This window comes from Arthrobacter sp. TJ-266 (assembly GCF_058269115.1).
The window spans coordinates 354,688-379,480 of record NZ_JBZCNC010000002.1; the positions used below are offsets into that span (position 1 = coordinate 354,688).

General features: G+C 70.6%; 22 protein-coding genes. 20 read left to right on the forward strand and 2 right to left on the reverse strand.

From position 1 onward, the window contains the following. Position 1: 1 nt before the first annotated feature. The gene (locus tag AC4D12_RS06460) at positions 2 to 772 is read right to left on the reverse strand and encodes an acVLRF1 family peptidyl-tRNA hydrolase (protein ID WP_490949080.1); all 771 of its coding nucleotides are present in this window, start codon (positions 770 to 772) and stop codon (positions 2 to 4) included. Between the two features lie 143 nt (positions 773 to 915). Here AC4D12_RS06460 and AC4D12_RS06465 point away from each other — a divergent pair, with 143 nt between their 5' ends. The 13 genes from AC4D12_RS06465 to nusB all read left to right on the forward strand — a co-directional run bounded on the left by AC4D12_RS06465 (position 916) and on the right by nusB (position 14,009). Further along, a complete protein-coding gene (locus AC4D12_RS06465) occupies positions 916 to 2,475 on the forward strand; it encodes a replication-associated recombination protein A (RefSeq protein WP_490949501.1) in 1,560 nt (519 codons plus the stop codon). 279 nt (positions 2,476 to 2,754) lie between these two features. After that, a complete protein-coding gene (gene rpsD, locus AC4D12_RS06470; protein ID WP_434994135.1) occupies positions 2,755 to 3,381 on the forward strand; it encodes a 30S ribosomal protein S4 in 627 nt (208 codons plus the stop codon). 156 nt (positions 3,382 to 3,537) lie between these two features. Further along, the gene (locus AC4D12_RS06475; RefSeq protein ID WP_490949081.1) at positions 3,538 to 3,912 is read left to right on the forward strand and encodes a DUF948 domain-containing protein; all 375 of its coding nucleotides are present in this window, start codon (positions 3,538 to 3,540) and stop codon (positions 3,910 to 3,912) included. A gap of 21 nt (positions 3,913 to 3,933) precedes the next feature. Then, complete coding sequence (locus AC4D12_RS06480) at positions 3,934 to 4,236, forward strand: DUF6167 family protein (RefSeq protein ID WP_490949082.1); 303 nt, start codon at positions 3,934 to 3,936, stop codon at positions 4,234 to 4,236. 163 nt (positions 4,237 to 4,399) lie between these two features. Next, on the forward strand, positions 4,400 to 7,078 hold the full coding sequence (gene alaS, locus AC4D12_RS06485) for an alanine--tRNA ligase (protein ID WP_490949083.1): 2,679 nt from the start codon (positions 4,400 to 4,402) through the stop codon (positions 7,076 to 7,078). Between the two features lie 7 nt (positions 7,079 to 7,085). Next, positions 7,086 to 7,700, forward strand: a complete 615-nt coding sequence (gene ruvX / locus AC4D12_RS06490; protein WP_490949084.1) for a Holliday junction resolvase RuvX — start codon at positions 7,086 to 7,088, stop codon at positions 7,698 to 7,700. Next, the gene (mltG, locus tag AC4D12_RS06495; protein WP_490949085.1) at positions 7,697 to 8,956 is read left to right on the forward strand and encodes an endolytic transglycosylase MltG; all 1,260 of its coding nucleotides are present in this window, start codon (positions 7,697 to 7,699) and stop codon (positions 8,954 to 8,956) included. Before ruvX ends, mltG begins: the two co-directional genes overlap by 4 nt. After that, positions 8,957 to 9,865, forward strand: coding sequence for a shikimate dehydrogenase (locus AC4D12_RS06500; protein ID WP_490949086.1), 909 nt, complete (start codon positions 8,957 to 8,959; stop codon positions 9,863 to 9,865). 32 nt (positions 9,866 to 9,897) lie between these two features. Beyond that, positions 9,898 to 11,106, forward strand: a complete 1,209-nt coding sequence (gene aroC, locus AC4D12_RS06505) for a chorismate synthase (protein WP_490949502.1) — start codon at positions 9,898 to 9,900, stop codon at positions 11,104 to 11,106. Beyond that, the gene (locus AC4D12_RS06510) at positions 11,106 to 11,732 is read left to right on the forward strand and encodes a shikimate kinase (RefSeq protein WP_490949087.1); all 627 of its coding nucleotides are present in this window, start codon (positions 11,106 to 11,108) and stop codon (positions 11,730 to 11,732) included. The genes aroC and AC4D12_RS06510 overlap by 1 nt, the downstream gene beginning before the upstream one ends. Next, a complete protein-coding gene (aroB, locus tag AC4D12_RS06515; protein WP_490949088.1) occupies positions 11,722 to 12,816 on the forward strand; it encodes a 3-dehydroquinate synthase in 1,095 nt (364 codons plus the stop codon). Before AC4D12_RS06510 ends, aroB begins: the two co-directional genes overlap by 11 nt. A 222-nt stretch (positions 12,817 to 13,038) precedes the next feature. After that, a complete protein-coding gene (efp, locus tag AC4D12_RS06520; protein WP_055771376.1) occupies positions 13,039 to 13,602 on the forward strand; it encodes an elongation factor P in 564 nt (187 codons plus the stop codon). Then, positions 13,599 to 14,009, forward strand: coding sequence for a transcription antitermination factor NusB (gene nusB / locus AC4D12_RS06525; RefSeq protein ID WP_490949089.1), 411 nt, complete (start codon positions 13,599 to 13,601; stop codon positions 14,007 to 14,009). Before efp ends, nusB begins: the two co-directional genes overlap by 4 nt. A gap of 181 nt (positions 14,010 to 14,190) precedes the next feature. On the opposite strand, the gene AC4D12_RS06530 is transcribed toward nusB, so the two are convergent. Continuing rightward, the gene (locus AC4D12_RS06530; RefSeq protein WP_490949090.1) at positions 14,191 to 15,537 is read right to left on the reverse strand and encodes a PrsW family glutamic-type intramembrane protease; all 1,347 of its coding nucleotides are present in this window, start codon (positions 15,535 to 15,537) and stop codon (positions 14,191 to 14,193) included. A gap of 96 nt (positions 15,538 to 15,633) precedes the next feature. Between AC4D12_RS06530 and pyrR the strand changes: the two genes are divergently transcribed. Genes pyrR through pyrF form a run of 7 tightly spaced genes read left to right on the forward strand, consistent with a single transcriptional unit; the run spans position 15,634 to position 24,755 of the window. Beyond that, a complete protein-coding gene (gene pyrR / locus AC4D12_RS06535) occupies positions 15,634 to 16,221 on the forward strand; it encodes a bifunctional pyr operon transcriptional regulator/uracil phosphoribosyltransferase PyrR (protein ID WP_490949091.1) in 588 nt (195 codons plus the stop codon). After that, the gene (locus tag AC4D12_RS06540) at positions 16,218 to 17,303 is read left to right on the forward strand and encodes an aspartate carbamoyltransferase catalytic subunit (protein ID WP_490949092.1); all 1,086 of its coding nucleotides are present in this window, start codon (positions 16,218 to 16,220) and stop codon (positions 17,301 to 17,303) included. The genes pyrR and AC4D12_RS06540 overlap by 4 nt, the downstream gene beginning before the upstream one ends. Beyond that, complete coding sequence (locus AC4D12_RS06545) at positions 17,300 to 18,700, forward strand: dihydroorotase (RefSeq protein ID WP_490949093.1); 1,401 nt, start codon at positions 17,300 to 17,302, stop codon at positions 18,698 to 18,700. Before AC4D12_RS06540 ends, AC4D12_RS06545 begins: the two co-directional genes overlap by 4 nt. Beyond that, positions 18,688 to 19,254 carry a PH-like domain-containing protein gene (locus AC4D12_RS06550; RefSeq protein WP_490949094.1) on the forward strand — a complete coding sequence of 189 codons (567 nt, stop codon included), beginning with the start codon at positions 18,688 to 18,690 and terminating at the stop codon, positions 19,252 to 19,254. Before AC4D12_RS06545 ends, AC4D12_RS06550 begins: the two co-directional genes overlap by 13 nt. Further along, positions 19,251 to 20,609 (forward strand): glutamine-hydrolyzing carbamoyl-phosphate synthase small subunit, encoded by a 1,359-nt coding sequence (carA, locus tag AC4D12_RS06555; protein ID WP_490949095.1) that lies wholly within the window; start codon positions 19,251 to 19,253, stop codon positions 20,607 to 20,609. Before AC4D12_RS06550 ends, carA begins: the two co-directional genes overlap by 4 nt. Then, entirely contained in the window at positions 20,609 to 23,914 is a 3,306-nt protein-coding gene (gene carB, locus AC4D12_RS06560; protein ID WP_490949096.1) for a carbamoyl-phosphate synthase large subunit, read from the forward strand. Before carA ends, carB begins: the two co-directional genes overlap by 1 nt. Then, a complete protein-coding gene (pyrF, locus tag AC4D12_RS06565; RefSeq protein WP_490949097.1) occupies positions 23,904 to 24,755 on the forward strand; it encodes an orotidine-5'-phosphate decarboxylase in 852 nt (283 codons plus the stop codon). The genes carB and pyrF overlap by 11 nt, the downstream gene beginning before the upstream one ends. The last annotated feature ends 38 nt before the right edge of the window (positions 24,756 to 24,793 follow it).

Below are 24,793 nucleotides of genomic sequence, written 5' to 3' on the forward strand. Positions count from 1 at the left end.
CCTACCCTTCGGGTGGGTCCGTCACCGTGATCCGGACGGACAGTGCCGCCCGCGCCGTGTCCTTGAGGATGGTGAGGCGGGGGTCGGCGACGGTCATGAACGGCGTCAGCGGCAGCGAGGCGAAGCGTGTGAGAGCCGGTTCCGCCAGCGCATCCGTGGCCAGTGTCCTGTCGCCGCCCAGTTGCAGGCACGACGGCGGGTGCGCGGCGAAGAGCGCTGCCGCGCGGACTGCGGTCTCCTCGACGAGGGCGTCCGCCTGATTGGCGCGACGCCGTGCGAAGCGCTGCTGGGACCAACCCCCTGCCGCGGTCCGGCCCTGCACGTACCGCGTCCCGGTCTTCGATCCGACGATCCCGCCCGCCCGTGCGACGCCCACGGAGTACCCGCCTCGCCGGAGGAGGATCACCCCGACGGTCTCGGCCTCGTGCAGGGCCAGGACGCGACGGATCAGGGACTGCAGGGCGTCGTGAGGCGCCCCGGTGTCCGGTCCTGCGCCTGAATCGTGCGCGGTAGCCGCCGCGTGCTCGGGTAGCGGAGGTGTGAGGACCGCGCGGCAGCCGTTGGTCGCGACGATCCGCACCGAACCGGTTGCCGGGCTCGAACCCGACCCGCTCCGGTCCGTGCTGGTGTGGGAGACCCCGGTAGGGGTCCTTGTGCCCGTGTGGTCGGCGGTCGCATCGGTGACGCTCCAGTCGCCGTTGCGCTGACCGAACCGCGTGAGCCAGCCCTCGAGTCGGAGCGGCTCGACGAGAACCGATCGGGTCTGGCTCATCGTTCCCCTCCCGGGTGAGGTGGTGGTTCCCTGAGAAGGAGCTCAGTCGGTGCTCGGATCGCCCTCCCATCGGACGGCGGACTGCGGGTGTGCTGCGGGCGCCGGCGGCAGGACGGTCAGTGGACCACAGTAACGTGGGTCGCGTGGACGACCTCTTCAGTGCCGCGGCGGACGACGACGCGACGGACGCCGGACCGGCAGGCAGCGGGGGCGGCGCGCCGCTGCGACCGCGCAGTCCGCTCGCCGTCAGGATGCGTCCGCGCAGCCTCGACGAGGTGGTGGGCCAGCAGCACCTGCTCGGCCGGGGGTCTCCCCTCAGGGCCCTCGCGGGCGATCATGACACGGGAGGCCGCGCGGCGCCGTCGTCCGTGATCCTGTGGGGCCCACCCGGGACGGGCAAGACCACCCTCGCCCACGTGATCGCGCGGGGGCAGGGCCGGGCCTTCGTGGAGCTCTCCGCCATCACCGCCGGCGTCAAGGACGTCCGACGCGTCATGGACGAGGCGATGACCGCCCGTGACCTGTACCGCCGGACGACCGTCCTGTTCCTCGACGAGATCCACCGCTTCAACAAGGCCCAGCAGGACGCCCTGCTGCCGGGCGTGGAGAACGGCTGGGTGGTGCTCATCGCCGCCACGACGGAGAATCCTTCGTTCTCCGTGGTGTCCCCGTTGCTCTCCCGCTCGCTCCTGCAGACCCTCAAGCCGCTCGACGCCGCTGACATCCGTGGGCTGCTCGAGCGTGCCGTGACCGATGAACGCGGCCTCGCCGGAACGGTGCGGTTGTCGGAGGAGGCCCTCGAGCACCTCGTGCGGCTGGCCGCGGGCGATGCCCGGCGTGGTCTCACGGCCCTCGAAGCCGCCGCGGGTGTGGCCCGGTCGGCAGGACCGGGTGGAACCGGATCGGGGGTGGGCCCGGAGGACGGTGCTGACCGACCGCACGGTGGCACCTCACTCGACGGCTATGTACACGACGACGAGGACGGCGACGACGACCTTGACGACGACGAAGCCGCGGCTGCGGCTGCGGACGACTCCACCGACCGCGCGACCGTCCGGGATGACCCCATGCTCGTCACGCTCGAGCACGCCGAGCGGGCCGTGGACGTCGCGGCTCTCCGCTACGACCGCGCCGGTGACCAGCACTACGACGTCGCCAGCGCGTTCATCAAGTCGCTCCGCGGCTCGGACGTCGACGCAGCCCTCCACTATCTGGCGCGCATGCTCGAGGCGGGGGAGGACCCGAGGTTCGTGGCGCGTCGCCTCATGATCTCGGCAGCGGAGGACGTCGGCATGGCCGACCCGAGCGCACTCCAGACGGCCGTGGCAGCCGCGCAGGCCGTGCAGCTGGTGGGGATGCCCGAGGCACGCATCATCCTCGCCGAAGCCGTGGTGCACATCGCCACGGCACCGAAATCGAACGCTGCCTACAACGGGATCAACGCTGCGATCGCCGATGTGAGAGCGGGGAGGGGACAGGGGATCCCGGCGCATCTGCGCGATGCGCACTACCCCGGTGCGTCGCAGCTGGGGCATGGCCGGGGCTACGTGTACTCCCACGACGAGCCGCACGGCATCGCGCAGCAGCAGTATGCACCCGACGACCTCGCCGGCAAGGACTACTACGAACCGACGGACCGCGGCGCGGAGCGCGACATCGGCTCACGGCTGGGGCGTCTGCGCAGGATCATCCGCGGGGACTGAGAATCCCCTGTGGCGTGCCCTCCGATTCGGCGCCGCCGTCGCACGGCTGCTAGCATTGGTCGCTGACTGGCAAGTCGTCGTGTACCAGCCTGTCCCCCCGCTCTCCGTCCCGGTCCTCCGGTCACGTGCGGTCAGGGTGACGGCCAGGGTCGCGGCGGACTGTAGTACCGGGAAGCGGCCAATCCCGGCTCTCCGAACATGGAGGCCAGCTACACCAGGAAGTGCGGACGCCCGACGGGCAAGTCCGCTCCTTCGCCGCAAAAACATCGAAAGGTAGACGTGGCTAACAACACACGTGCCCGCCGCAAGGTGCGCATATCGCGCGCCCTCGGCATCGCCCTGACTCCCAAGGCGGAGAAGTACCTCGAGCGTCGGCCGTACGCGCCCGGCCAGCACGGCCGTGCGCGCCGCAAGCAGGACAGCGACTACGCCGTACGCCTGCGCGAAAAGCAGCGCCTGCGCGCCCAGTACAACATCCGCGAGGCCCAGATGGCCCGCGTCTTCGAGGAAGCCCGCCGCACGGCAGGCCTGACCGGTGAGAACCTCATCGAGCTGCTCGAGATGCGCCTCGACGCCCTCGTGCTCCGCGCCGGCTTCGCCCGGACGAGCGCACAGGCCCGCCAGCTGATCGTGCACCGCCACATCATGGTGGACGGCGCCCGCGTGGACCGCCCCTCGTACCGCGTGTCCGAGGGTCAGCTGATCCACGTGCACAGCCGCAGTGAGACCATGGTCCCGCTGCAGGTCGCCGCAGCCGGCGCCCACCGCGACGTGCTCCCCGCCGTGCCGGGATACCTCGACGTCCAGCTGGACAAGCTCCAGGCGCGCCTCGTGCGTCGCCCGAAGCGCTCCGAGGTCCCTGTGACCTGCGAAGAGCAGCTCGTCGTCGAGTACTACGCACGCTAGATCGACACGGACCCGGATGATGTCCGGGCACCGATGAAGCACAGCAGACAGGAAGCCCGCGGCGCACGCCGTGGGCTTCCTGTCTGTAAGGTACTTCAAGAGCAAGAATTCCCCATGCCGTCCTCCGGGGCGACCCTCGCGCAAAGGAGTCCGCCCATGTCAGGTGGAGATATCGCGGGCCTGATAGCTGCCGGCGTCTTCGCCGTCCTGGTCCTGCTGTTGGCCGTACCCATCTGGAAGCTCGGACGTGTGTTCGACGAGCTCCGCAAGGCCATCCGCACGGTCACCGACGAGACGACGCCGCTGATCGAGGAGGTCACGAGCACCGTGACCACCACGCACCAGCAGCTCAAGACCGTGGACGGCATCACGTCCAACGTGTCGGACGCCTCTGCCAATCTCTCGGCGCTGTCATCGCTCGTCGCGGCGACCATCGGTGCGCCGCTCATCAAGGTGTCGGCGTTCTCCTACGGCGTCCGTTCGGCCTTCGCCAACCGCGGTGCCCCGGCCCGTCGACGCCGCAGCCGCTAGCGCCAGGAATCGGAGAGAACCATGATCAGAAGGATGTTCTGGCTGGCCGCAGGGGTCACCATCGGTGTTGTCGCGGTCCGCAAGGTCTCGCAGGCGCGCTCGACTCTCGGACCGGAAGGCATCAACCGGGCAGTCGGTCAGCTCAGCGACAGCATCGGTGACTTCACGGAGGCCGTGAAGACCGCGATGGCCGAGCGCGAGACCGACCTGCGCGCCGCCCTCGGTGTCCAGGCTCCCGAGGTATCCGCAGCACCCGACACGATTTCGCCGGCCATCGCGGCCACCGCGGCCACGGACACGGGCTCGCGGAGCTCGCGCCGCTGATCCGACGTCGTCCGGGCACCATCCCCGATGACCCTGCCGGGAGTCTCCCCCTCCCGCACGCACCGGATGCGCGCCCACGTCCGTCCTCGCCTCCGTACCCTCCTCCGTCGGCCGTCCCGGCTGCCCGCCCGTCGACGTCGACCATCCATCGAAGGATCGCACCATGAAGTCCCACGAGATCGCCGGCCGCTGGCTGAGCTACTTCGAGAAGAACGGACACACGGTCGTCCCCTCGGCCTCCCTGGTGTCCTCCGACCCCTCGCTGCTGTTCACCGTGGCCGGGATGGTGCCGTTCATCCCGTATCTGACCGCTCGCGAGGAAGCGCCGTACCGTCGCGCGACGAGCGTGCAGAAGTGCATCCGCACGGGTGACATCGAGGAGGTCGGGAAGACCGCCCGGCACGGGACGTTCTTCCAGATGTGCGGCAACTTCTCCTTCGGCGACTACTTCAAGGCCGACGCCATCCGCATGGCGTGGGACCTGCTCACCAGCAGCGTGGACGCCGGCGGGTTCGGCCTGCCCGCGGAGAAGCTGTGGATCACCGTCTACCACGAGGACGAGGAAGCACTCGCCATCTGGCGTGACAGCATCGGGATCCCGGCCGAGCGCATCCAGAAGATGGGCAAGAAGGACAACTACTGGTCCACCGGCCAGCCCGGGCCGGCCGGCCCGTGCTCGGAGATCTTCTACGACCGCGGCCCCGAGTACGGCGTCGACGGCGGTCCCGAGGCGGACGACAACCGGTACGTGGAGATCTGGAACCTGGTCTTCATGCAGTACCAGCGGGGCGAGGGGACCGGGAAGGACGACTTCGAGATCCTCGGGGAACTCCCGAAGAAGAACATCGACACGGGGCTCGGCCTCGAACGCCTCGCGATGATCCTGCAGGGCGTCGAGAACATGTACGAGACCGATCAGGTGCGGCCGGTCCTCGACCGGGCGGCGGAGCTCAGCGGCAGGACCTACACCAGTTCCGAGTCGTCCGCCGATCCGCACCACACCGACGACGTCCGGATGCGCGTGGTCGCCGATCACCTTCGCTCCTCCCTCATGCTCATCGCCGACGGCGTCACTCCCTCCAACGAGGGCCGCGGGTACGTGCTGCGCCGCCTCATCCGCCGCGCCGTCCGCGCGATGCGACTCCTCGGTGTCGAGCGCGCGTGCCTGCCCGAGCTGCTGCCCGCCTCGCGTGACGCCATGAAGGGCGTGTACCCCGAGATCGAGACCGACTTCGATCGCATCAGTCGGATCGCGTACGCGGAGGAGAAGGCGTTCCTGCGGACCATCGCGTCCGGCACCGCGCGTCTCGAGGAGGCGGTCAAGGAGTCCCTCGCCCAGGACCGCCCGCTGTCCGGCGAGGACGCCTTCGCGCTGCACGACACCTACGGGTTCCCCATCGACCTCACGCTGGAGATGGCGGAGGAGGCCGGCCTCGCCGTCGACGCCGACGGGTTCCGGTCCCTCATGCTCGAACAGAGGCAGCGGGCCCAGGCCGACGCACGGGGCAAGAAGGCGGGTCACGCCGACCTGAGCGTCTTCACCGAGCTCCTCGGCCGTGGGCAGACCGTGTTCACCGGGTACGACGAGCTCACGTCCGAGGCCACGGTGGTCGCCGTCCTCGACAAGGGCCAGTCGGTCGCCAGCGCACTCCAGGGCGACGAGATCGAACTCGTCCTGGACCAGACGCCGTTCTACGCCGAGGCCGGTGGCCAGGCGGCCGACGTCGGGCTCATCACCGGCAACGGTTTCGTGGTCGAGGTGCTCGACGTGCAGCGGCCGGTCAAGGGCCTCAGTGTCCATCGGGCCATCGTGCGCGAGGGTGAGGTGGCGCAGGGCGCCACGGTCACCGCCGCCGTCGACCGCCAGCGCCGCCACGCGGGGGAGCAGGCCCACTCGGGCACGCATATAGTCCACGCCGCCCTCCACGAGATCCTCGGCCCCGAGGCCCTGCAGCGCGGGTCCTTCAACAAGGCCGGGTACCTCCGCTTCGACTTCTCCTGGGGCGAGGGCATCAGCGCCGCGGCGCGCTCGGAGATCGAGGAGGTCTCCAACATCGCGATCCGTAACAACTACGAGGTCGAGACGAAGATCATGTCCCTCGCCGACGCGAAGGCACTCGGGGCGACGGCCCTCTTCGGTGAGGCGTACGGCGACACCGTCCGCGTGGTCGAGATGAACGCCGAGTTCTCGCGGGAGCTCTGCGGCGGCACGCACGTCGCATCGACCTCCCTCATCGGGAGCCTGACCCTGCTGGGCGAGCAGTCGGTCGGTTCGGGCAACCGGCGCGTCGAGGCCCTCGTGGGACTCGACGCGTTCCGACACCTCGCCGCCGAGCGCGCCCTGGTGTCCGAACTCTCGGACATGCTGAAGGTCCCGTCGGCGCAGCTCCCCGAACGCATCTCGGCGACGCTCGGCAAGTTGAAGGCCGCGGAGAAGGAACTCGACCGGCTGCGGAAGGAGCAGCTCGCTGCTGCTGCAGGGCAGCTCTCCGACACCGCCGTCGACGTCGACGGCGTGCGCCTCATCGCGCACGACGCCGGTGAGATCGGCGGGGCGGACGAACTACGCACCCTCGTGCTCGATCTGCGCGGACGCCTCGGGTCCGAGGCCGCCGTCGTGGCCGTGACCGGCATTGCGGCGGAACGCCCGCTCGTCCTCGTCGCGACCAATGACGCCGCCCGCGCCGCCGGCGTGAAGGCCGGGGCGCTGGTCCGTACCGCGGCCACGATCCTGGGCGGTGGAGGTGGCGGCAAGGACGACGTCGCGCAGGGCGGCGGCTCGGACGCCGCGCGCATCCCCGATGCGCTGGCCGCCATCCGCACGGCCGTGGCCGAACGATGACGGCCGCGTGACCGAGGGTCACCCCGGCGCGCCCACCCCGGACGACGCCGCTCCGTACCCGATCGGTCCGAAGCTCGGCGTCGACGTGGGTCAGGTGCGGGTCGGTCTCGCCGGGAGCGACCGGGACGGCGTGCTCGCCACGCCGATCCGGACGTTGAAGCGGGACACCAAGAAGAACAGCGACATCCGGCTCGTCGTGCGCGAGGCGGTCGAGCGCGGCGTCGTGCAGATCGTCGTCGGGCTGCCCAAACAGCTCAGCGGGCGCGAGGGAGCGTCCGCCGAGATGGCCCGCACGTACGCTTCGCTGCTCGCTGCGGAACTCTCGAGGCAGTCACTGTCGTTGTCAGTACGGCTGGTGGACGAGCGGCTGAGCACGGTGTCCGCGCACCGATCGCTGCACTCCGCTGGTCTGGGAAGCAGAGAGCATCGTATGGTGGTGGATCAGGTGGCCGCTGTCGAAATACTCCAGCACGCCATCGACATGCAACGTTCACGTGGACGGGACGTGGGGGAGGCGGTCTCTGTCCCGCATCCGGGGAGCGAGCGGCCCTCGCCGCCGGCACCGACCGAGGAGTCAGTCATCAACGACAGTTCGACGATCAGGAGGGACCCGGCATCATGAACAACCGTACCCGCCGTTCCGCCGCAGCCCACAACACCGACGAGCCTCGTTACCTCGATTCCGACGACCCCGCGTACGGTCACGACCAGCACGACGACGCCGAGGGGTACGAGCACCCCGAGCCCGTCGAGGAGTTCTTCGCCACCCAGGATACGGCGCGGCGCAGGCGCCGTCCGTCACCGTCGAAGGCCCGGCAGCGCCGCCGCCTGAGGCGCACCGTGATCATGCTCGTGGTCCTTCTGGTCTTCGCCGGAACCGTGTACGCCGCTGCGCTCATGCTGCGCGATGCCCTCGGCCTCAACGACGTCACGGACTACGCCGGCGCCGGTGGCGAGGAGACCGTCTTCACCGTTCCGGAGGGCGCCGGCCTGCTGGCCATCGGGGACGGGCTGGAGAACGCCGACATCGTCGCCGACTCGGAGACCTTCGTGACCGCCCTGACCGCGATCTCGGACGGCCGCGAGGTCCAGCCCGGGGAGTACGAGATGAGGCTGCAGATGTCCTCGGCGGACGCCGCCGAGGCCCTGCTCGGGGACGACCCCACCCTGGTGTCCTACGCCGCCGTGGCGCGCGACCTCCGTCAGGGCGAGGTGTTCGACATCCTCAGCACCGCGACCGGCATCCCGCGGGCCGAGTTCGACGCGCTGGCCGCCGCGCCCACGCAGTTCGGGCTCCCACCGCAGGCGCTGTCCCTCGAGGGCTACCTGCACCCCGGCGAGTACCGGTTCGAGATCGACGCGACGGCGCCGGAGATCATCACGGAGATGGTCACCGCGACGACCGACCGCCTCGCGCTCGACGGCGTGACCGACCCGAACGAGCAGTACCGCATCCTCACCATCGCGAGCATCGTGCAGTCCGAGGCGCAGGAGGGCGACTACGCGAGCGTCGCCGGTTCGATCGAGAACAGGCTGACCCCCGGCAACACGGAGACGAACGGCTTCCTGCAGTCCGATGCCACCGTGGCCTACGGGCTCGGTGAACGGACCTATCAGCTCACCGAGGAGGAGAAGGCCGACACCTCGAACCCCTACAACACCTTCGCCAACCCCGGCCTGCCGAAGGGACCCATCGGATCACCGAGCGACGAGGCGATCGACGCCACGGTGAACCCGGCCGATGTCCCCTTCTACTTCTGGGTGACGGTGAACCTGGACACGGGCGAGACCAAGTTCTCGGAGACCTACGCCGAGCACCTCCGGTACGTCGCCGAGTACGACGCCTGGTGCGGGGCCAACCCGGGTCGGTGCGAGTAGGTGCTGGCCGTCGGCCCTGACCGGGCCGCTGTGATCGGTTCGCCGATCGGGCACTCGAAATCGCCCGCCCTGCACGCCGCCGCCTACCGGCTCCTCGGAGTCGAGTGCTCGTACACGGCCCTGGAGGTCGACGCTCAGTCGATCGAAGGGTTCGTCGATGACCTCCGCAGCACCGCCGGGTGGCGCGGCGTGTCCGTGACCATGCCGCTCAAGGCAGCCGTGGTGCCCCTCGTCGACGAGGTGGCGGATGTCGCGGTACTGCTGGGTGTCGCCAACACCGTCGTCGTCTCCTCGCCCGCGGGGCCCGGTCAGGGAATCGCTGAGGGTGAGCGGGTGTCCGCCGGGCGGACCCTCACCGCCCACAACACCGACGTCGCAGGGATCTCGAGGGCGCTGGGTCATGCCGGTGTGGTGCGACCGCGGGCTCCGCTCATCCTCGGGGGAGGCGGCACCGCGGCGGCCGCCGTCGCCGGACTCGCAGACCTCGGCGCGGGCACGGTGCGCGTTGCGGTGCGTCGTCCTGAAGCCGCCGCCGATCTCGTCAGAATCGCAGCTGCCCTCGGCCTGACCGTGGAGGTCGCGCCCTGGGAGCACGCCGGCGCCCTGCTGCACCAGGCCGACGTCGTCGTCTCGACGCTGCCGCCCCGCGCGGCCGACGGCATCGCCGCCGATCTCCGTGGCGACGCGGCGTTCCACACCGAGGGCGTCCTGCTCGACGTCGCCTACGATCCCTGGCCGAGTGACCTCGCCGCCGCATGGGACGCGGCGGGTGGCACTGTGGTCGCCGGGATCGAGATGCTGCTGCACCAGGCCGTGGAGCAGGTGCGTCTGTTCCTGCCCGAATGCCGGCAGGATCCTGCGCTCGTGCTCGCGGCGATGCGGGAGGCGCTAGGAGTCACGCGGCGCTGAAGCGGTGGGTCCTGCATGGCAGTATGGAAACCATGTTGCGCTGGCTGACCGCAGGAGAATCGCACGGCCCCGCCGTGGTCGGGATCATCGAGGGAGTACCTGCGGGAGTGGGTGTGACGAGCACCGACATCCAGGAGGCGCTCGCGCGGCGTCGGCTCGGGTACGGGCGCGGCGCCCGCATGAAGTTCGAACTGGACCAGGTCCGCATCATCGGCGGCGTACGGCACGGGCTCACGCAGGGTGGCCCGGTGGCGATCGAGGTCGCGAACACCGAGTGGCCGAAGTGGGAGAAGATCATGGCCTCCGATCCCCTCGACGAGGAGGACGCGGCGGAGCTGGCGTCCTCGGCCCGCAATGCCCCGCTCACGCGCCCGCGTCCCGGCCACGCCGACTTCACCGGCATGCAGAAGTACGGCTTCGACGAGGCCCGGCCCGTGCTCGAACGGGCCAGCGCCCGCGAGACCGCGACCCGCGTGGCACTGGGCACGGTGGCGGCGAAGTTCCTCGAGGGTCTCGGTATCAGGCTCGTCAGCCATACCGTGTCCATCGCCTCGGTGTCCGTGCCCGAGGACGCACGCCTCCCGACTCCCGACGACGTGATCGCCCTCGATACCGATCCACTGCGCTGTTTCCACCGCGACACGTCCGAGGCGATGGTGGCCGAGGTCGACGCCGCCCACAAGGAGGGCGAGACGCTCGGGGGAGTGGTGGAGGTCGTCGCGTACGGCCTGCCGCCCGGACTCGGCAGTTACGTCCACTGGGACCGACGGCTCGACTCCCGCCTCGCCGCTGCCCTGATGGGCATTCAGGCGATCAAGGGCGTCGAGGTGGGGGACGGGTTCCTCACCGCGGCCCGCCGCGGCACCGCGGCCCACGACGAGATCCTCAGGAACGACGACGGCAAGATCGTCCGGGCGAGCAACCGCGCGGGCGGGATCGAGGGTGGCATGAGCATCGGCGACGTGCTCCGTGTCCGTGCCGCCATGAAGCCGATCGCGACCGTACCGCGCGCCCTCCGCACCGTCGACGTCACCACCGGCGCGGCCGCGCGCGCCCACCACCAGCGCTCGGACGTGTGCGCGGTGCCCGCGGCGGGCGTGGTGGCCGAGGCCATGACGGCGCTCGTGCTCGCCGAGGCAGTCACCGAGAAGTTCGGTGGCGACTCCCTCGCGGAGACCGCGCGCAACCTGACGAGCTACCTGCAGAGCATCCCGGAACAGCTCGGCTCAGCGGCGACCTGATGGACGGTTTCGGCAGGCTGGTCCTCATCGGTCCGATGGCGGTCGGCAAATCAGCGGTGGGCAGGATGCTGGCGCAGAGATCCGGTGTTCCCTGCGTGGACACCGACCGGCTCATCGCCGACCGGCACGGGCGGATCAGCAGGATCTTCGAGACCGACGGTGAACAGGCCTTCCGGCAGCTCGAGGCCGAGGTGGTGCGTGAGGCGCTGAGCGCCGAGGACGTCGTCGTGTCGCTCGGCGGCGGAGCGGTGCTCCATACGGACACGCAGGCCCTGCTCCGACGCGTCACGGTCGTGTTCCTGGACACCGACCTCGCCACGGTGAGGCTCCGCATCAGCGGCGACACCGGCCGCCCTCTCCTGGCCGGCAACCCAGAGGACCGCTGGCAGGAGCTCTACGACCGGCGCCGCCCCGTCTATGCCTCCCTGGCGACGTTCACGGTCGACACGCGCGGTCGATCCGTGCGGGCGTGCGCCGACGCCGTCCTCGCGGGGCTGGCGCACCGGAGGCCACAGGAACCGGCACAGGCACCGGCTCTGCACCATGGAAGCCCCGCAGGACCGAGCACGACCACGCGTACGCCCCATCCCCCGACCGAGAGAGTGACCGCTCCCCATGACCACTGACACCCCGACGATCATCCCGGTCACCGGCAGCGCGCCGGGATCCGCGTACGACGTCGTCGTTGGCCGCGGGCTCCTCGACCGTCTGCCGGCGCTCCTCGGTGAGCGCGTGCGTCGCGTCCTGGTGATCCACCCGCGCGCGTTGCGGGCCACGGGCGACACCGTGCGCGACGAACTGGCCGCAGCCGGCTTCACGGCCGTCACCGCGGAGATCCCCGACGCCGAGGAGGGCAAGCACATCCAGGTGGCTGCCTTCTGCTGGCAGGTCCTCGGGCAGAACGACTTCACGCGCTCGGACGCCGTGGTGACGGTGGGCGGTGGCGCGGTGACCGATCTCGGCGGATTCGTCGCCGCTACCTGGCTGCGCGGGGTCCGCGTGGTGCACCTCCCCACGAGCCTGCTCGGCATGGTGGACGCGGCGGTGGGCGGCAAGACGGGCATCAACACGGCCGAGGGTAAGAACCTCGTGGGGGCGTTCCACCCGCCCGCGGCGGTCCTCGTGGATCTCGACGCCCTGGCCACCCTTCCCAAGAACGAGCTCGTCACGGGGCTCGCCGAGGTGGTGAAGTGCGGCTTCATCGCCGATCCGGTGATCCTCGATCTGATCGAGCAGGACACCGGGGCCGCCACCGATGCCGCCTCGCCAGTGCTGCGGGACCTGATCGAACGCGCCATCCGCGTCAAGGCGGAAGTCGTCTCGGAGGACCTCCACGACACCGGCCGCCGCGAATACCTCAACTACGGGCACACGCTCGGCCACGCGATCGAGTTGGCCGAGCGCTACTCGTGGCGGCACGGAGCGGCGGTCTCCGTGGGCCTCGTCTTCGCCGCGGAGCTCTCACGCATGGTGGGACGGCTCGACGACGCGACGGCCGACCGTCACCGGACCGTCCTCGAGTCCCTCGGCCTGCCGGTCACCTACCGTCGCGATCGCTGGGCGGCACTGCTGGACGGCATGCGCCGCGACAAGAAGTCGCGCGGCGACCTGCTCCGCTTCGTGGTGCTCGACGGCGTCGCCCGGCCGGGCATGCTCGAGGTCCCGGACACCTCCCTCCTCTTCGCGGCCTACCAGGAGATCGCGAGCTGATCCACTCGCACGGGCGTGCCGGAGTGCTGCTTGGCCCCACTCGTGGCCGGCACAGCCCCCCGAGCGGCGGCGTGACGCAGGGTGCGCTCGGGCGGTTCGATGCGGCGCGGGGACGCACCGTGCGTAGCGGGTAGAATGATCCATGGACTTTTGGCGCTCCTCCGCGCGCCCGCTGTGCTCCGGCCGGCCCCTCCACCCGTACCACCGACGAAAGTGATCTAAGTGGCGACCACGAACGACATCAAGAACGGCACAGTGCTGAAGCTCGAGGGCAACCTCTGGAACGTGCTCGAGTTCCAGCACGTCAAGCCCGGCAAGGGTGGCGCGTTTGTCCGCACCAAGCTCCGGAACATCCTGTCCGGCAAGGTGGTCGACAAGACCTTCAACGCCGGCCTGAAGATCGAGACCGCCACGGTCGACCGCCGCGACTACCAGTACCTGTACAAGGACGGCGAGGACTTCGTCTTCATGGACACCACGGACTACGACCAGATCACGGTGCCCGGCAAGACGGTCGGCAACGCCGCGAACTTCATGCTCGAGAGCCAGATGGCCACCATCGCGATGCACGAGGGCTCACCCCTGTACGTCGAGCTGCCCGCCTCCGTCACGCTCGAGATCACCTACACGGAGCCCGGCCTGCAGGGCGACCGCTCCACCGGTGGCACCAAGCCCGCCACCGTGGAGACCGGCCACGAGATCCAGGTACCCCTGTTCCTCGGCAACGGCACCAAGGTCAAGGTCGACACCCGCACCGGCGAGTACCTGGGACGCGTCAACGAGTGAGTGCACGCAGCAAGGCCCGACGCCGGGCTCTCGACGTCCTGTTCGAGGCGACGCAGCGTGACATGCCCGCCCTCGAGGTCATCCGTGCACGCCGCGAGAAGACGGACATGGTCATCGCCGACTACACCGTCGACATCGTCGAGGGTGTGCTCGAACGCCAGGAGGAGATCGACGAGTTCCTGAGCACCTACTCGCAGGGCTGGACCCTCGACCGCATGCCCGCCGTGGACCTGATGATCCTCCGCATCGGCAGCTGGGAGTTGCTCTACAACGACGACGTCCCGGACGGCGTCGCGGTCAGCGAAGCTGTGGAGCTCGCCAAGATGCTCTCGACCGACGAGTCACCGAAGTTCGTGAACGGGCTCCTCGGCCGGCTGCAGCAGCTCAAGCCCACCCTGCTCGCCTGAGCCGCTCCACCCCCGCGTGACCGGTCGTGCACGGCCTGGCCGTCACGCTGGTCGCCCGTCGTCGGGCTGAATCGTCCTCAGACCGGACCGTGTCGGGCTGACCCGTCCTCAGGACAGTCCTTCGTCGCCGACGGCTCCACCGTTAGTCCGACCCGTCGTGACGCAGGGCCGTCGTCAGCGATCAGCGGCGCGCCTGTGCCAGCTGGACGATGCGCGCGCGACGCCGGCTGGCGTCGTCGAGCAGTGACCGTTCCTCGGCCGCGTAGTCGGCGTCCCTCCGACCCCCGAGGACCCGTTGCCGCGTGTAGGCGATGCGGACCGCCGTGCGGATGAACTCCCGCATGTCCTGCCGAGCTCCAATGGTGCGTGCCCAGGCGAGCGCCTGGGACCGCCCGGCCCGCGTGGCGAGCATCCGCACCTCCTCGTGCGTGAACCATCCCGCGCGCGCGTAGTCGCCGAGACGTGCCTCCGTGAGCCGGCGTTCCGACCGGCGGAGGAGCACGACGGCGACCACGGCCGCGACGAAGAGCGGCACCTGCACCACCAGGTAGAACAGGAAGAAGTTGCTGAACAGGACGAGCGTGCCGCCGTTCCACAGCATGTGCCCGGCTATGGCGGGCACGAGTCCGAGGAGGAAAGCCCCGAGGATGCGCGGCGTCCCCCCGCCGCGGCTGAGGGCGAGGCCGAGCACGAATCCGAGCAGCGACGTGAACATGACGTGCGCGAACGGGGAGAACAGCCCGCGGAGGATGAACACCCCCACGAGCGCACCGGCGTTCCCCGATTCCATGACGGCCGAGCCGAAGTAGAGGATGTTCTCGGTGAAGGCGAAGCCCGCGGCGACCGTCCCGGCGTAGACGATGCCGTCCACCGGGCCGTCGAAGTGGCTGCGACGGGTGTACACGAGGATCAGGACGCCGAGTCCCTTGCCGAACTCCTCGACCAGCGGGGCCTGCAGCACCGGCCCGATCACGTCGGGTGAGGTGGAGTCGAGCGCGACGGCCAGCAGTTCGACCACGTAGGTGCCGAGGAGCAGCGTGACGACGACCGACGCCCCGGCTCCCCAGAGGAAGGCGAACAGCAGCGCGCCGCGTGGCTCCGGGTCCCAGCGGTCGATCCACCGCAGACCGAGGAGGCAGATGGCGAGCGGGACGAGCGCGAGGATGCCGCAGAGCAGGAAGGCGGACGGGCCCAGCGAGAGGGAGAGCAGCAGGAGGACCCCCGCGACGACGAGTGCGGCGACGATCACGAGGATGACGTTGAGCACACCGCGCCGCTTCGGCGGCGGCTGGTTCCAGACGGGATGGAACGCCTGGTCGGCGGAGCGGCCGGGCGCGGGGCTGTGATGGCGGGCCGTCGTGTGGCCCCACCAGCCCTGCTGGTCCTCGGTCCGGGGGTGCTGCCCGCCGTGCTGCTGGGGGTACTGGTGAGGGTGCTGGTGGGGGTACTGCGGATCCCCGTACGCGGATCCCTGCGGTACGTGCCCGCCAGGATCGTCGGGGCCCGGTCCACGGTTGTTCATCGACATGCTGCCACCCTAGGCGCAAGCGGCGCTGTGGTAGTTTTGAGCCCGCAACCAGCCTTTAAATGCCGTCCTGTGAGGCGGGGAAGGAGGAGGCGTGTTATGGCCGTTCCCGCTCAGGAACCCAGTATTTCCAAGCGCGTTGTTCTCGCAGAAGCAGACATAGACCGCGCACTCACCCGCATCGCCCACGAGATCCTCGAGGCGAACAAGGGCCCGCGGGACCTCGTGCTCCTCGGCATTCCCCGTAGGGGCTTCCCGCTGGCACAGCGACTCGCCCAGAAGATCGCCTCCGTGGATCCGAGCGTCGATCCCGACCTGATCACCGGGCAGCTCGACGTCACCATGTACCGCGACGACCTGCGGCGGAATCCCACACGCTCGCCCCTCGCCACGCAGCTGCCGCCGTCGGGGATCGACGACAAGGTGGTGATCCTCGTCGACGACGTCCTGTACTCCGGCCGCACCATTCGCGCGGCTCTCGACGCCCTCGTGGACCTCGGCCGGCCACGTGCCGTCCGTCTGGCCGTCCTGGTGGACCGCGGGCACCGCGAGCTCCCCATCCGCGCGGACCACGTGGGCAAGAACCTGCCGACGTCGTCACGGGAACGCGTCCGCGTCCACCTCGCGGAGATCGACTTGATCGGCGGTTCGGCGGTCAACGAGGTCGTCATCGAGGACCGGGCGTGAAGCACCTCCTCAGTACGCAGGACCTCTCCCGGCGGGACGCCCTCCGGCTGCTGGACACGGCGGAGGAGATGGCGGCCGTGGGGGAGCGGGAGATCAAGAAACTCCCGGCGCTGCGCGGCCGCACCGTGGTCAACCTGTTCTTCGAGGACTCCACGCGCACCCGGATCTCCTTCGAGGCGGCCGCCAAGCGTCTCTCAGCGGACGTCATCACCTTCGCGGCGAGAGGTTCCTCGGTCTCCAAGGGCGAATCGCTCAAGGACACCGCGCAGACCCTCGAGGCCATGAGCGCGGACGCCGTCATCATCCGGCATCCGGCCTCCGGCGCGGCCGCCCGGCTCGCGGCGTCGGGCTGGATCGACGCCGCCGTGGTCAATGCCGGCGACGGCACCCACGAGCATCCCACGCAGGCCCTGCTCGACGCCTTCACGCTCCGCCGCCACTGGGCGAAGCTCGCGGGGCACGCGTCCTCGGGAACCACGCTTGCGGGCATGAAGGTGCTGATCGTCGGGGACGTCCTCCATTCGAGGGTGGCGCGGTCCAACGTCTGGCTCCTGACCACCCTTGGCGCGGAGGTCCTGCTCGCCGGGCCGCCCACCCTCCTGCCCGTCGGCGTCGGCTCGTGGCCGTGCACCGTGTTCTACGACCTCGACGACGCCCTCGCCGAGCGACCGGACGCCGTGATGATGCTGCGGCTGCAGGCGGAACGCATGAACGCGGCGTTCTTCCCGTCCACGCGGGAGTACTCCCGGCGCTGGGGCTTCGACGACGGTCGCCTGGCCCTGCTCGACACCCTCGGGCTGGACGACACCGTGATCATGCATCCCGGCCCGATGAACCGCGGCCTCGAGATCTCCTCCGCGGCAGCCGATTCCCCGCGGTCCACCGTCCTCGCGCAGGTCCGGAACGGTGTCTCCGTGCGGATGGCCGCCCTGTACCTCCTGCTGGCCGGCGGACCGGACGACGCCGACGACACCGAGAACGCAGCGCACGACGCCGGCGACGGCGGTCACCGCGCCGGCGCCGCACAGGGCCGCCGCGACGACCGCACGCCCACCTCCAGCCCGGAAGGCACCAGCCGATGACGACGCAGACCGGCACCACGGACCCCATGACCCACCCGGCACAGGGCTCCAGCGCGTACCTCATCACGGGGGCGTCGCTCCTCGGCGGTGACCGCCGCGACCTCCTGCTCGAGGACGGGCTGATCACGGCGGTCGGCCCCGAGGCGCGGCAGCAGGCCCCCGCGGGCGCCCGTACCCTCGACGCCGACGGCCTCGTGGCGCTGCCCGGCATGGTGGATCTCCACACGCACCTCCGCGAGCCCGGGCGGGAGGACGCCGAGACGGTCGAGACCGGTTCGCGTGCCGCTGCCCTGGGCGGCTTCACGGCCATCCACGCCATGGCCAACAGCTCGCCCGTCGCGGACACGGCGGGCGTCGTGGAGCAGGTCTACCGCCTCGGTCTCGCCTCGGGCTGGGTCGAGGTCCGGCCGGTCGGCGCGGTGACCGTCGGTCTCGGCGGTGAGCGCCTCGCCGAACTCGGTGCCATGGCCGAATCCCGCGCGGAAGTCCGCGTATTCTCCGACGACGGCATCTGCGTGCACGATCCCGTCCTCATGCGCCGCGCTCTCGAGTACGTGAAGGCGTTCGACGGCGTGATCGCTCAGCACGCCCAGGAACCCCGCCTCACGGAGGGCGCCCAGATGAACGAGGGCGAGGTCTCCGCCGTCCTCGGCCTGGCCGGCTGGCCGGCCGTCGCGGAGGAGAGCATCATCGCCCGCGACGTCCTGCTCGCCCAGCACGTCGGCTCGCGCCTGCACGTCTGCCACGTCTCCACCGCAGGCTCCGTGGAGATCATCCGATGGGCGAAGGCCCGCGGCATCGACGTCACCGCCGAGGTCACCCCGCACCACCTGCTGCTGACCGACGAGCTGGTCCGCAGCTACGACCCCGTGTACAAGGTCAACCCGCCGCTGCGGACCTCCGAGGACGTGCATGCCCTCAGGGCGGCCCTCGCGGACGGGACCATCGATGTCGTCGGGACCGATCACGCGCCCCACCCGACTGAGCACAAGGAATGCGAGTGGGCGCAGGCGGCCATGGGTATGACCGGGCTGGAGACCGCCCTGTCCGTGGTGCAGCACGCCATGGTGGAGACCGGCCTGCTCGACTGGGAGGGCTTCGCCCGGGTCACCTCGGTCACGCCCGCGCGCATCGGCCGCCTCGCCCACCAGGGGCGTCCGCTCGCCGTCGGTGAACCGGCGAACCTGATCCTCGTGGATCCCGCCGCGCGCTGGACCGTCGACCCCTCGACCATGGCCACGAAGGGGCGCAACAGCCCCTTCCGCGGGTTGGAGCTCCCTGGGAGCGTCCGGGCCACGTTCCTCGGCGGGCACGCGACCGTGCTCGACGGCCGCCTCGCCACGCCGCGCCCGGCCGGCCACGGGACCCACGGGGAGGCCTCGGCATGGAGTATCTAGGCTGGGTCGCCCTGACAGCGGCCATCATCGTCGTCCTCGTCGCGCTGATGGCGCTCGGCTGGCGCAACCGCCTGCGGCGCCAGTCCGACGTCCCGGCGCCACCCGAGCCGCCGGTCGACGCCGGGCCGGTGCTCTACGAGGCCGAGGGCCAGTACGTGGCGACGACGACCGCGGGGGACTGGCTGGACCGCATCGCGGTGCACGGGTTGGGCCTGCGCGGAAACGCCGTCGCACGCGTGCACCGCGCCGGGGTCCTGATGGACAGGACGGGTGCCCGGGCCGTGTGGATGCCCCGGGAGAGCCTCGTCTCGACCCAGCTCGCCGGGGGCATGGCGGGGAAGTTCGTCGAGAAGGAGGGCCTGGTGGTCATCACCTGGCGCCTCGACGACGCCACGCGCGTCGACACGGGCTTCCGCACGCGACACGCCGCGCACAAGAACCAGCTCCTCGCCGCGGTCGTGGCGCTCGTCCCCTCCGAGGACGACCACCGGCCCGGCACCCGATCCCCTCTCCCGCACACGCCACCCACCCCCGAAAGCAGGGAACAGCAGTGAGCCACGTTCCAACCACGGCACCGGTCCGGACGACGGCCCCGGCCGTGCTCGTCCTCGAGGATGGCAGGACCTTCCGCGGCCGCGCCTACGGAGCCGAGGGCACAGCGCTCGGCGAGGCGGTCTTCGCCACCGGCATGACCGGCTACCAGGAGACCATCACCGACCCCTCCTACGCCCGGCAGCTCGTGGTGCAGACCGCGCCGCACATCGGCAACACGGGCGTCAACGCGGACGACGCCGAGTCCCGCCGCATCTGGGTGGCCGGCTACATCATCCGCGACGCCGCCCGACGTCCGTCGAACTGGCGCTCCGAGCAGAGCCTCGACGACCAGCTGCGCGAGCAGGGCGTCGTCGGGATCGAGGGCGTGGACACCCGCGCCATCACCCGCCACCTGCGGGAGCGTGGAGCCATGCGTGCCGGGATCTTCTCCGGAGCGGACGCCTCGCTCGCGGAGGCACAGCTCGTGGAGCGGGTGCTCGCCCAGCCGTCCATGGCCGGGGCCCGCCTCGCCGAGGAGGTCAGCATCGGCGAGGCCTACGTCGTCGAGCCCGCCGATCACGGCTTCACCAGCACACCCGTGGCGACCGTCGCGGCCCTCGACCTCGGCATCAAGGCCATGACCCCGAAGCACTTCGCCGAGCGCGGCGTGCGCACCGTGGTGCTCCCGGCGGGGGCGAGCTTCGAGGACGTCGCAGCCGTCCGGCCCGACGGCGTCTTCATGTCCAACGGACCGGGGGACCCCGCGACGGCCGACGCCCAGGTGGAGCTCCTCCGCCGGGTGCTCGATGCCCGGATGCCCTTCTTCGGCATCTGCTTCGGCAACCAGATCCTCGGGCGTGCGCTCGGCTTCGGCACCTACAAGCTCCGCTACGGCCACCGGGGCATCAACCAGCCGGTCCTGGATCGCCGCACCGGCAAGGTGGAGATCACCTCGCACAACCACGGCTTCGCCGTCGACGCGCCCCTCGACGGTCCCGTCGAGGCGCCCGCCGGCAGCTACGGCCGCGTCGAGGTGAGCCACGTCAGCCTGAACGACGACGTCGTCGAGGGCCTCGCGTGCCTCGACCTGCCCGCGTTCTCGGTGCAGTACCACCCCGAGGCGGCGGCCGGCCCCCACGACTCCGCCTACCTCTTCGACCGGTTCATCGACCTCATGCTGGCGGAGAGGGCCGAGCCCGGCTCGGGCAACGCCGTCCGCGCCTCCGCCCTCGACGCCGCCTCGGAGACCGAGGCGCTCGCGCGTGCGGCCGCCGCCGAGCTCGGGACCCACGGATCGAAGGTCACGGGGACCCAGGCCCGCCACGAGCTCCCCGGCCACACCAGCCACACCAGCCCGACCCAGGAAGAGAACTGATGCCCCGCAGAACCGACCTCACGAGCGTCATGGTCATCGGCTCGGGGCCGATCGTCATCGGCCAGGCCGCGGAGTTCGACTACTCCGGCACACAGGCCCTGCGAGTCCTCCGCGAGGAGGGCCTGCGCGTCATCCTCGTGAACTCGAACCCGGCCACGATCATGACCGACCCCGAGTTCGCGGACGCGACCTACGTGGAGCCCATCACGCCGGACGTCGTCGCGAAGATCATCGCGAAGGAACGGCCCGACGCCCTCCTGCCGACGCTCGGCGGACAGACCGCGTTGAACACGGCGATCGCGCTGGACAAGAACGGCGTGCTGGAGAAGTACGGCGTGGAGCTGATCGGCGCGAACATCGCCGCCATCGAGCTCGGCGAGGACCGCGAGAAGTTCAAGGGCGTCGTGGCGCGCTGCGGCGCCGAGTCCGCGCGGTCGGCGATCATCCACACCATCGACGAGGCCCTCGTGGCCGCCGTGGACCTCGGCTACCCGATGGTCGTCCGCCCGTCCTTCACCATGGGCGGCCTGGGGTCGGGCCTCGCGTACACCGAGCAGGACCTCCGTAGGATCGTCGGCCAGGGCCTGCAGTACAGCCCCACGAGCGAGGTCCTCCTCGAGGAGAGCATCCTCGGGTGGAAGGAGTACGAGCTCGAGATGATGCGGGACAAGAACGACAACGTCGTGGTGGTCTGCTCCATCGAGAACGTGGACCCCGTGGGCGTGCACACCGGTGACTCGATCACGGTGGCGCCCGCGCTGACGCTCACCGACCGCGAGTACCAGCGGCTCCGGGACATCTCGATCGCGGTCATCCGCGAGGTCGGCGTGGACACCGGCGGCTGCAACATCCAGTTCGCGGTGGAGCCGGACACCGGACGCGTGGTCGTCATCGAGATGAACCCGCGCGTCTCCAGGTCCTCCGCGCTGGCGTCGAAGGCTACCGGTTTCGCGATCGCGAAGATCGCCACCAAGCTCTCGCTCGGCTACACCCTCGACGAGATCCCGAACGACATCACCCTGAAGACCCCGGCGTCCTTCGAGCCCACGCTCGACTACGTGGTGGTCAAGGTCCCGCGCTTCGCGTTCGAGAAGTTCCCCGCGGCGGATCCCACGCTGACCACCACCATGAAGTCCGTGGGCGAGGCCATGGCCATGGGCCGCAACTTCACCGAGGCCCTGCAGAAGGCGCTCCGGTCGCTGGAGCAGAAGGGGTCGCAGCTCTCCTTCGCCCCCGTGGCACCGGAGGAGGTCGACGCGCTCGTCGAGGCCGCCAGGCGCCCCACCACCGAGCGCCTCTCGCAGGTGCAGCGCGCCCTGCTCGGCGGCGCGAGCGTCGAGCGATTGTTCGAGGCCACGAAGATCGACCCCTGGTTCCTCGACCAGCTCGTCCTCCTCAACGAGGTGGCCGAGGAGGTCCGTTCGGCGCCGAACCTGACCGAGGACGTGCTCCGCCACGCCAAGCGGCACGGGTTCTCGGACGAGCAGATCGGCGAGCTCACGCACACGCCGGACGCCGTCGTCCGGGGGGTGCGGCACGCCCTCGGGATCCGCCCGGTGTTCAAGACCGTGGACACTTGCGCGGCCGAGTTCGCCGCATACACGCCCTACCACTACTCGTCCTACGACGAGGAGGACGAGGTGGAGCAGCACGAGAAGCCGTCCGTCATCATCCTCGGGTCCGGGCCCAACAGGATCGGGCAGGGTATCGAGTTCGACTACTCGTGCGTCCACGCCACCATGGCGCTCCGCGAGGCCGGCTACGAGACCGTCATGATCAACTGCAACCCCGAGACGGTGTCCACGGACTACGACATCTCCACGCGCCTCTACTTCGAGCCGCTGACCCTCGAGGACGTGCTCGAGGTCATCGCGGCCGAACAGCGCACGGGCGGCGTGCTCGGCGTCTTCGTGCAGCTCGGCGGGCAGACGCCGCTGAAGCTCGCCCAGGAACTCGCCGACGCCGGCATCCCCATCCTCGGCACGTCCCCGGAGGCGATCGACCTCGCCGAGCACCGCGGCGCCTTCAGTCGCGTGCTGGAGGCCGGCGGGCTGATCGCCCCGAAGAACGGCACCGCGGTGTCCTTCGAGGACGCGAAGAAGATCGCCGACGACATCGGGTACCCCGTCCTGGTGCGCCCGTCCTACGTGCTCGGCGGCCGCGGCATGGAGATCGTCTACGACGAGGCCAACCTCTCCCGCTACATCACCAACGCCACCGAGATCACCGAGGCCCACCCGGTGCTGATCGACCGCTTCCTCGAGGACGCGATCGAGATCGACGTCGATGCCCTCTACGACGGCACGGAGATGTACCTCGGCGGCATCATGGAGCACATCGAGGAGGCCGGTATCCACTCCGGCGACTCGGCGTGTGTGCTCCCGCCGATCACTCTCGGCGCGGACGTCCTGCAGCGCGTGCGCGAGGCCACCCTCGCGATCGCCGAGGGCGTCGGTGTGCGCGGACTGATCAACATCCAGTTCGCCCTCGCCTCGGACGTCCTCTACGTGCTCGAGGCGAACCCCCGCGCATCCCGCACCGTCCCGTTCGTGTCCAAGGCCACCGGAGTCCAACTGGCCAAGGGAGCCGCCCTGATCGGCACCGGTGTCACGGTCGCGGAGCTGCGCACGCGCGGTCTGCTCCCGGCACGGGGCGACGGCGGCTCCCTCCCGTGGGACGCGCCGGTCTCGGTCAAGGAGGCCGTGCTGCCCTTCAGCCGCTTCCGCACGCCCGAGGGCACCGTCGTGGACTCGCTGCTCGGCCCCGAGATGCGCTCCACCGGCGAGGTCATGGGGATCGACAAGTACTTCGACACCGCCTTCGCCAAGAGCCAGGCGGCGGCCAACGCGGCCCTGCCCACCGAGGGCAAGGTGTTCGTCTCGGTCGCGAACCGCGACAAGCGCTCCATCATCATGCCGGTCAAGCGCCTCGTGGACCTCGGTTTCGAGATCGTCTCGACGGGCGGCACCGCGGACGTGCTCCGCCGGAACGGCATCCAGGCCACGACCGTCCGCAAGGTCGCCGAGGGGGCCGGTGAAGGGCAGGGGACCGTCGTGGACCTCATCACCGAGGGCGGGATCGACATGATCATCAACACGCCGTCGGGCGGTCAGGCGCGCGGCGACGGCTACGAGATCCGGGCCGCGGCGACCTCCTACGGCCTGCCGGTGATCACCACCATCCCCGAGGTCGGGGCGGCCGTGCAGGCCATCGAGGCCATGCGGTCCTACGAGTGGTCGGTGACGAGCCTGCAGGAGCACGCCGCCAACCTCCGCGCGTCCACCGAGGCCCGCGATGCCTCCTGAGGCTCCCGCCCCCATGGCACGCGCTCCGTTCGGGGAGCGTCTGGCCGCCGCGCGCGCGGCGAAGGGCAGTCTGTGCGTCGGGATCGACCCGCATCCGTCCCTGCTCGGCGCGTGGGGGCTCGGGGACACGCCCGAGGGACTGGAGCACTTCTCCCTGACGGTGCTCGACGCCGTCGGGACCGTGGCGGCGGCCGTGAAGCCTCAGGTGGCCCTGTACGAGAGGCACGGCGCGCGGGGTCTCGCGGTCCTCGAGATCGTGCTGGCCCGCGCCGCGCAGGCGGACCTCCTGACCATCGCCGACGCCAAGCGGGGCGACATCGGCTCGACGATGCAGGCCTACGCCGACGCCTGGCTGGGGGAGGGGCGTCCGCTCGCGGCCGACGCCGTGACGCTCAATCCCTACCTCGGCTTCGAGTCCCTGCGGCCGGCACTCGACCTCGCCGCGGCCACCGGGCGGGGCGTGTTCGTCCTCGCCCTGACCTCGAACCCCGAGGGCCGGACGGTGCAGCACGTCGGCGGGCGGGAGTCGGTCGCGCGGTCCATCGCGCTGGCCGCCGCGGCCGAGAACGCGGGCACCGCTCCCGGTCACGTGGGGCTCGTGGTCGGCGCCACGGTGCAGGACGCCGCCGTGCGCCTCGGCCTCGACCTGCCCGCGCTCAACGGCCCGATCCTCGCCCCCGGCGTGGGCGAGCAGGGTGCGGGCCGCACCGAGTTGCGCAGCGCCTTCGGTGACGCGCTGCCGTTCGTGCTGCCGACGTCGAGCCGCGCCGTGCTGTCCGCGGGCCCCGACGTCACCGCCCTGCGCGAGAGCGCGGAACGGACGCGCGACCAGCTCGCGTGAACCCGCGGGTGCATTGATTTCCGGGGTGAGTGCCCGGT

Bases quoted from the DNA above. Each gene is read 5' to 3' on its own strand.
- AC4D12_RS06460 (WP_490949080.1), bottom strand. From the start codon at position 772: ATGAGCCAGACCCGATCGGTTCTCGTCGAGCCGCTCCGACTCGAGGGC.
- AC4D12_RS06475 (WP_490949081.1), top strand. From the start codon at position 3,538: ATGTCAGGTGGAGATATCGCGGGCCTGATAGCTGCCGGCGTCTTCGCC.
- AC4D12_RS06480 (WP_490949082.1), top strand. From the start codon at position 3,934: ATGATCAGAAGGATGTTCTGGCTGGCCGCAGGGGTCACCATCGGTGTT.
- alaS (WP_490949083.1), top strand. From the start codon at position 4,400: ATGAAGTCCCACGAGATCGCCGGCCGCTGGCTGAGCTACTTCGAGAAG.
- mltG (WP_490949085.1), top strand. From the start codon at position 7,697: ATGAACAACCGTACCCGCCGTTCCGCCGCAGCCCACAACACCGACGAG.
- aroC (WP_490949502.1), top strand. From the start codon at position 9,898: ATGTTGCGCTGGCTGACCGCAGGAGAATCGCACGGCCCCGCCGTGGTC.
- AC4D12_RS06510 (WP_490949087.1), top strand. From the start codon at position 11,106: ATGGACGGTTTCGGCAGGCTGGTCCTCATCGGTCCGATGGCGGTCGGC.
- aroB (WP_490949088.1), top strand. From the start codon at position 11,722: ATGACCACTGACACCCCGACGATCATCCCGGTCACCGGCAGCGCGCCG.
- AC4D12_RS06530 (WP_490949090.1), bottom strand. From the start codon at position 15,537: ATGTCGATGAACAACCGTGGACCGGGCCCCGACGATCCTGGCGGGCAC.
- pyrR (WP_490949091.1), top strand. From the start codon at position 15,634: ATGGCCGTTCCCGCTCAGGAACCCAGTATTTCCAAGCGCGTTGTTCTC.
- AC4D12_RS06545 (WP_490949093.1), top strand. From the start codon at position 17,300: ATGACGACGCAGACCGGCACCACGGACCCCATGACCCACCCGGCACAG.
- AC4D12_RS06550 (WP_490949094.1), top strand. From the start codon at position 18,688: ATGGAGTATCTAGGCTGGGTCGCCCTGACAGCGGCCATCATCGTCGTC.
- carB (WP_490949096.1), top strand. From the start codon at position 20,609: ATGCCCCGCAGAACCGACCTCACGAGCGTCATGGTCATCGGCTCGGGG.
- pyrF (WP_490949097.1), top strand. From the start codon at position 23,904: ATGCCTCCTGAGGCTCCCGCCCCCATGGCACGCGCTCCGTTCGGGGAG.